Here is a 6,961-nt window from a genome sequence, read left to right on the forward strand (position 1 = left end):
AACCTCCTCGTACTCGTGACCGCCCGTGGTCGATGAAGGGCAGGCCCGCGCGATATGCGATGGCGCTGCGATTCTTGTTTCCCCTGTTTGCTGTTGGAGGCGATTGAGAGAAAGCTTCAGATTGCGTGGACTGAACGGACAATCTCGGGCTCGACGAATCCACACTGCGCGTTCATGACCCAGGTTCTCGCCCCGCTGCTCAAGCTCGTGCTGGCCTGCACGATCGGACTCGCGGGCATCGCCATGTTCCAGAACCGACTGCTTTACTTTCCCGCGCCGGCCACGGTGGCTGAAATGGCGACCAACGGGCTGCAACCCTGGCCGTCGGCGCAGGACTTCCGCGCGCTGCTGGCGCAACCGGCCGAGGCAACGCGCGGCACCGTGGTGGTCTTCCACGGCAACGCCGGGCATGCCGGCCATCGCCGCTACTACGCCGACATGCTCACGCGGCAGGGCTTTCGCGTGCTGCTGGCGGAATACCCCGGGTATGGTCCGCGCGCCGGCGAAATGGGCGAGCGCAGCATGGTCGATGACGCGCGCGAGACACTTGTGCAGGCCCACCGCGCGTTCGGTGCGCCGGTGGTGGTGATCGGCGAGTCACTGGGCTCCGGCGTGGCGGCCGCCGCCTCGGCGCAGCAGCGCGACGCCGTGGCCGGCCTGATGCTGATCACGCCCTGGGACCGGCTCGTGAACGTGGCCCGACACCACTATCCGTGGCTGCCGGTGACATGGCTGCTGCGCGACCGCTACGACAGCGTCGAGAACCTCGTGGGCTTCGGCCGACCGGTGCTGGTGATGGTGGCCGGCCGCGACAACGTGGTGCCGGCGCGCCTGGGCGTCGCACTGTACGAGGCGCTCGCGGCGCCCAAGCGCGTGGTGACGATCGACGGTGCGAGCCACAACGACTGGCCCGGCATGGTCGACGCGCGCTGGTGGGAGGACGCGATGGCCTTCATGCTCGCTCAGCCTTGAGTCGCCAGGGTCCACTGCGTCAGCGCGGCCACCACGCACCACAGCAGCGGGATCGGCCACAACAGGCGAGACGGCCACACGATCGAACTCCCGGCGGAAGCCGGCCTGAGCGTCAGCAGCAGACCGATGGTGCCGACCGCCGTCGGATCGGGCGTCATCGCGAACAGCTCGGCTTCGGTCCACGACCGGCCGCGCAGCGCCAGGCCGAGCCAGGGCTCAACGAACACGGCGAAGCCGAGCAACGCCAGTCCCAGGCCGTGGCGCGCCCCGCGCGCCTTCTGCCATTCGATGCCCGCAGCCAGCGCCAGCAGCACACCCTGCGCCGCGAACCCGGCGGCGAACCAGGTCGCCGCCCAATTGATGGTGGCGTAGCGCTGCAGGTGGAAGGCCCAGGCGACCCAGAACCAGCACGCCGCCAGCAGCACGCAGGCCACGCGCCCCGCTGCGGCGGGCCCCTTCGACACCAGCCAGATCAGCACGAGCGCGAGGGCCGCAGCGACGACCTGTGCCGGCCAGAGTTCGAGGTTGTACAGCTCGAAGAGCCGGTGATAGGTCTGCGCCGAGAAGAGCAGGAAGTCCGAGGGCCTGTAGCTCAACCACGTCGACATCGACGACGTCATCGGCTCACAGTGCCTGCAGGTGGGCCGCCATGCGATCGCGCATCGCCGCGTCGGGCATCGGGCCGACTGCCGCGCCCATGTTCTGCTGCACGTGCGCCACGCTGCGCGTGGCCGGTATGGCACAGGTGACAGCAGGGTGCGACACGATGAACTTCAGCACGAACTGCGCCCAGCCGTCGCAGCCGAGTTCGGTCTTCGCCCAGGGCGGCAGCGCGTGCGACTTGAGTGCGCGCAGCAAGGCACCTTCGCGAAAGGGCCGGTTGGCGATCACCGCGATGCGCTTCTCGCGCGCCAGCGGCAGGATGCGCGACTCCACGTCGCGGTCGAGCGGGTTGTAGGTGATCTGCACGAAGTCGATCGGCTGGCTGGCCATGATCGATTCGATCTCCGAATGGCGGCGCCCCTCCGACGTGGTGATGCCCACGTAGCGCAGTTGCTTGGCCGAACGCATCGCGAGCAACGCGGGCAGGTGTTGTTCCCACGCGAGCAGGTTGTGCACCTGCAGCAGGTCGAAGCGCGGCACGCGCCAGAGCTTGCGCGACTCCTCGATCTGCGCAGGCCCACGCGCGCCGCTGCCGATCCAGACCTTGTCGGCCGCGAATACGCCCGCCGTGCGGTTGATGCGCGCCAGGCCTTCGCCCACCACCGACTGCGAGGAACCGTACATCGGCGACGAATCGACCATGCGCCCGCCGGCATCGAAGAAGGCACGCATCACATCCGCGCAGTTGCCCCGAGCGGCAGGGTCGTTGCCGACGTTGAAAGTGATCCATGTGCCCAGCCCGATCGCCGGCACCAGCTCGCCGGTGGCCGGTATGGCGCGCGTGGCCGGCCCGCGCGGCGACTGCTGTCGTTGCGGCTTCGGCTGGGTATGACCAGCCAACGGTGAAAGGCCCGCCGCGAGCGCCAACAGCGCCTCGCGGCGGGTCGGCGTGATGCGCGGACCTGCGGACATGCGTGCTTTCCTCTGGGTGAGGGTGCATGGTCGCAAGGATGAGGCGTCGCTGCAAGCAAAGGCCCGAACCCGCAGCGGCGCGAAGGGTCAAGGCCGCAACGCCTGCGTCAACTCCATCACCGACGTCAACGCCCCCGCGAAGCGCGGTGCGAGAAAGGCCCCCAGCTGCGGCATCAGCAGCTGCAACATTCCCACCCCCGCCAGCAGCGTGAGCGGAAAGCCGACTGCGAAGATGCTGAACTGCGGCGACGCCCGGTTCAAGATCCCCATGGCGAGGTTGAGGGTGAGCAGCGCGGTGATCAGCGGCAGGGCCAGCATGAAGCCGCTGGCGAAGATCTGGGCGCCGCCGTTCACCAGCAGCAGCCAGCCCTTGGCGGCCAGGGGTGCGTCGGCGACGGGCAGGGCATGAAAGCTCGCGGCCAGCGCCTCCACCAGCAGCAGGTGGCAGTCCAGGGCCAGGAAGATCAGCATCGCCAGCATGTGCAGCAGCCGCCCGACCACCATGGTGGTGCCGCCGGCCATCGGGTCGAAGAAGGACGCGAAGGACAGGCCCATCTGCAGGCCCACGTACTCGCCCGCCGCCAGTACTGCGGCGAAGACCATGCGCATGGTGAAGCCGATGGCCGCGCCGATCAGCACCTGCTGCACGATGATCCAGAGGCCACCGAAGGACACCACCGGCACGTCGGGCATCGCAGGCAGGGCCGGCCCGAGCGTGATGGCGAGCAGGGCGGCGATCGACACCTTGAGCTTTCGCGGCACGGTCGGCTCGCCGAAGATCGGCGCGGTGCCGACCAGCGCCAGCATGCGCACGAAGGGCCACAGGAAGGCCACCATCCAGGCGTTCAGCTCCGCCGAGGTGACGGAGAAAACCGAAGAGGTCACGTGACCAGTTGCGGAATGCTCGAGAACAGCACGCGGATGTAGTCCAGCATCTGCCCCATCATCCAGGGGCCCGCGATCACCAGCACCGCGAACACGGCCAGCAGCTTGGGGATGAAGGACAGCGTGGCCTCGTTGATCTGCGTGGCGGCCTGGAAGACGCTGATGACCAGGCCCACCACCAGCGCCACCAGCAGGAGCGGGGCACCGATCAGCAGCGAGACGTGGATGGCCTGGCTGCCCATGGTCATGACCGATTCGGGTGTCATGGCGCGATTCCTATGTGAAGAAGCTTTGGGCGAGCGCACCGATCAGCAGCTGCCAGCCGTCGGCCATGACGAAGAGCATGAGCTTGAAGGGCAGCGCGATGGAGGCGGGCGGCACCATCATCATCCCCATCGACATGAGCACGCTGGCCACCACCAGGTCGATGATCAGGAAGGGGATGAAGATGGTGAAGCCGATCTGGAAGGCGGTCTTGAGTTCGCTGATGACGAAGGAGGGCAGCAGGATGCGCAGCGGCACGTCCTCGGGGCCTTCCATGGCCGGCACCTTGGCGATCTTGGCGAACAGCGCGAGGTCGTTCTCGCGCGTCTGCTTGAGCATGAAGTCCTTGAAGGGCGCGATGCCGCGTTCGAGCGCGCGCTCGGTGCTGATCTTGTTCTCGGACAGCGGCTTGTAGGCCTCGTCGTAGGCCTTGTCGAACACCGGCGACATCACGAAGAAGGTGAGGAACAGCGACAGCCCCACCAGGATCTGGTTGGGCGGCGCCGACTGGGTGCCGAGCGCGGTGCGCAGCAGCCCCAGCACGATCAGGATGCGCGTGAAGCTGGTCATCGACAGCAGCAGCGCGGGCAGGAAGGTGAGCGAGGTCAGCAGCACCAGCGTCTGCACGCCGAGCGACCAGGTCTGGCTGCCGCCGGGGCCGGGCGTGCTGACGAGGCCCGGCAGGCCCTGCGCCAAGGCCAGCGCGGGCAGGCCCAGGGCGAGCGCCGCGAGCCCTGCGCTGCGCAGGTGACGAAGAAGCGCGTGTCGCATCAGGCGCCCGGCTTCGGCTGGATGCCGAGCGACTCGCGCAGCTTCTGCGCGAAGAGTTCGGCGGCCTTCGCCCCGCCGCCGCCGGAACCGGAGGCGGAGGGCGGCACGGCGGCTGCGGGCAGCGCCTGCGCCGGCAGCGTGTGCAACGCGTTGACCTGGCTCGCGGTGACGCCCAGCACCAGCCATGTCTGGCCCACCTCGACCACCACCACGCGCTCGCGCTGGCCCACCATCGCGCTGCCGAGCACCTTGAGCAGCGGACTGCTGCCGAAGCGCGGCAGTCCGAAGCGGCGCGCCGCCCAGGCGCACAGGAAGATGAGGCCCAGCACCACTGCCATGCCCAAGCCGGCCTGGAGCAGGCCGCCCGCACCGACCACGGGCGCGACCGGCTCGGCAGGCGCGGCAGGCACCGTCGGCAGCGCGGCATGCGCGCAGGTCGCGAAGGCGAGCGCTGCAGCCGCGGTGACCGCGAGGCGCGCGGGGAGGCGCTTCAGTTTCATGACCGGCTGAGCTTCTGCATGCGCTCGGAGGGCGTGACGATGTCGGTCAGGCGGATGCCGTACTTCTCGTTCACCACCACCACCTCGCCCTGCGCGATCAGGTAGCCGTTGATCAGCACGTCGAGCGGCTGCCCCGCCAGCGCGTCGAGCTCGACCACCGAGCCCTGCGACAGCTGCAGCAGGTTCTTGATGGTGATGCGCGTGCGGCCGATCTCGGCCATCAGCTGCACTGGCACGTCGAGGATGCGGTCGATTTCCAGCGAGGCGCCGGTGCCGGTGGCCGTGCCCTGCAGCGGCTGGAAGACCTGCGCGCCGGCCGGTGCGGCGATGGCGGCGGGCGCACTGGCCTGCTGGGGTGCGGCGGCGGGCGCGGGCGCGGGTGCGGCGGCGGCCGTCTGCTCGGCCAGGGCGGCGGCCCAGTCGTCCATCTCGGCGGCGGGAGTCGTGTTGTCAGTCATGGTCGCTCTTGGATTCGCTGTCTTGGTGGGAGATCATCTGTTGCACGCGCAGCGCATAGCGCTCGTTGGAGACGCCGTAGCCGCACTCCATCACCGGCACGCCGTCGACGCGCGCGGTCACGGTCTCGGGCAGCTCGATGGGCAGCACGTCGCCCACCTGCAGGCGCATCAGGTCGCCGATGGTGGTGGGAATGCCGACGAAGTCGGCGCTGAGCTCGACGTCGGCGCTCTGCATCTGCGTCGACATCTGCTTCACCCAGCGCTTGTCGACCTCGATCTCGTCCTGCACCGGGTTGGACAGCAGGTCGCGGATCGGCTCGATCATCGAATAGGGCAGGCACACGTGCAGGAAGCCGCCCACCGGGCCGAACTCGATCTGCAGCGTGGTGGTGACCACCACCTCGTTGGGCGCCACGATGTTGGCGAGCTTGCCGTGCATCTCGGCGCGGATGTAGTCGAAGGCCAGCGGAAACACCGGCTGCCAGGCGTCGCCGTAGCACTGCAGGCTGATGTTGAGCAGCCGCTTGATGATGCGCTGCTCGGTGCGCGTGAAGTCGCGGCCTTCCACGCGCACGTGGTAGCGGCCGTCGCTGCCGAACAGGTTGTCGACCACCAGGAACACCAGCTTCGGGTCGAACACCACCAGCGCGGTGCCGCGCAGCGGCTTCAGGTGCAGCATGTTGATGTTGGTCGGCACCGGCAGGTGGCGCACGAACTCGCCGTACTGCTGGATGTGGATGCCCTCGACCGAGATGTCGGGGCTGCGGCGCATGAAGTTCAGCAGCGCGCCGCGCAGGTTTCGCGCGAAGCGGTCGTTGATGACCTCCAGCGTGTGCATGCGCCCGCGCACCACCCGGTCGGGCGCGCCCAGGTCGTACAGCGGCAGGCCGTCGGCCTGCGGCTCGGGCGCGCGTCGCTGGTCGACCTCGCCGCCGGTCACGCCCGACAGCAGGGCATCGACCTCGTCCTGCGAAAGCACCTGTTCGTAGGCCATGTTTCAGCCGGTCCTCGTCACTGCACCACGAAGGTGTTGAAGGAGACGCTGGCCACGGCCTGCGGTGCCGTGCTGGGCGACAGCGGCCGGTTGAGTTCGGTGCGGATCTCCTCGGCCAGCTTGGCCTTGTCCTGCGTGGACAGCAGCGACTCCGGCTGGCGGTTCGACAGCAGCAGCAGCAGGCGGCCGCGCAGCTCGGGCATGAACTCGACCAGCTGCGCCTTGGCGGCTTCGTCGTTGACCTTGAGCGACATGCCGATGTGCAGGAAGCGGCTGCGGCCTTCGGACTGCACGTTGACGGTCAGCGGCTCGAGCGTCACGAAGATGGGCTTGGCGGCCGGCACCGGCTTGGGCGCCTCGGCCGCATGCGCGTCCTTGGCGAACAGGCTGCTGCGGCTCAGGGCGAAGCCGCCGCCGGCGAGCGCGGCCACGGTGGTGACGCCCAGCAGGATGATCAGCAGCTTGGGGGAGCGTGGCGCTGCTGCGGCGGGAGCGGCGGGGGTAGCGGTGGAAGTGGCCATGGTTCAGCGTTGGTGTGGTTG

Annotated in this window: 10 protein-coding genes; 1 reads left to right on the plus strand and 9 read right to left on the minus strand. The window is 68.8% G+C overall.

Features of this window, described 5'->3' with window-relative positions:
* Positions 1-174 precede the first annotated feature (174 nt).
* Complete coding sequence (locus B0W80_RS22910) at positions 175-972, plus strand: alpha/beta hydrolase (protein ID WP_077001465.1); 798 nt, start codon at positions 175-177, stop codon at positions 970-972.
* On the opposite strand, the gene B0W80_RS22915 is transcribed toward B0W80_RS22910, so the two are convergent.
* The 9 genes from B0W80_RS22915 to fliL form a co-directional block, all read right to left on the minus strand.
* Complete coding sequence (locus B0W80_RS22915; RefSeq protein ID WP_077001466.1) at positions 963-1,592, minus strand: DUF6064 family protein; 630 nt, start codon at positions 1,590-1,592, stop codon at positions 963-965. The genes B0W80_RS22910 and B0W80_RS22915 overlap by 10 nt on opposite strands.
* Before the next feature lie 4 nt (positions 1,593-1,596).
* A complete protein-coding gene (locus tag B0W80_RS22920) occupies positions 1,597-2,547 on the minus strand; it encodes an aldo/keto reductase (RefSeq protein ID WP_077001467.1) in 951 nt (316 codons plus the stop codon).
* An 87-nt stretch (positions 2,548-2,634) separates the two neighbouring features.
* Positions 2,635-3,384, minus strand: coding sequence for a flagellar biosynthetic protein FliR (gene fliR / locus B0W80_RS22925; RefSeq protein ID WP_077001481.1), 750 nt, complete (start codon positions 3,382-3,384; stop codon positions 2,635-2,637).
* A gap of 44 nt (positions 3,385-3,428) precedes the next feature.
* Entirely contained in the window at positions 3,429-3,698 is a 270-nt protein-coding gene (fliQ, locus tag B0W80_RS22930) for a flagellar biosynthesis protein FliQ (RefSeq protein WP_077001468.1), read from the minus strand.
* Positions 3,699-3,708: 10 nt separating this feature from the next.
* On the minus strand, positions 3,709-4,467 hold the full coding sequence (fliP, locus tag B0W80_RS22935) for a flagellar type III secretion system pore protein FliP (RefSeq protein WP_077001469.1): 759 nt from the start codon (positions 4,465-4,467) through the stop codon (positions 3,709-3,711).
* Entirely contained in the window at positions 4,467-4,967 is a 501-nt protein-coding gene (gene fliO, locus B0W80_RS22940; RefSeq protein ID WP_077001470.1) for a flagellar biosynthetic protein FliO, read from the minus strand. The genes fliP and fliO overlap by 1 nt, the downstream gene beginning before the upstream one ends.
* Complete coding sequence (gene fliN / locus B0W80_RS22945) at positions 4,964-5,425, minus strand: flagellar motor switch protein FliN (RefSeq protein ID WP_077001471.1); 462 nt, start codon at positions 5,423-5,425, stop codon at positions 4,964-4,966. The genes fliO and fliN overlap by 4 nt, the downstream gene beginning before the upstream one ends.
* Positions 5,418-6,419 (minus strand): flagellar motor switch protein FliM, encoded by a 1,002-nt coding sequence (gene fliM / locus B0W80_RS22950; RefSeq protein ID WP_077001472.1) that lies wholly within the window; start codon positions 6,417-6,419, stop codon positions 5,418-5,420. Before fliM ends, fliN begins: the two co-directional genes overlap by 8 nt.
* A gap of 17 nt (positions 6,420-6,436) precedes the next feature.
* Positions 6,437-6,940: a flagellar basal body-associated protein FliL gene (gene fliL, locus B0W80_RS22955; RefSeq protein WP_077001473.1), complete on the minus strand. Its 504-nt coding sequence runs from the start codon at positions 6,938-6,940 to the stop codon at positions 6,437-6,439.
* Positions 6,941-6,961 lie beyond the last annotated feature (21 nt).

Origin of the sequence: Variovorax sp. KK3, from assembly GCF_001984055.1 — a bacterium.
Classification (GTDB): Bacteria; Pseudomonadota; Gammaproteobacteria; order Burkholderiales; family Burkholderiaceae_C; genus Variovorax.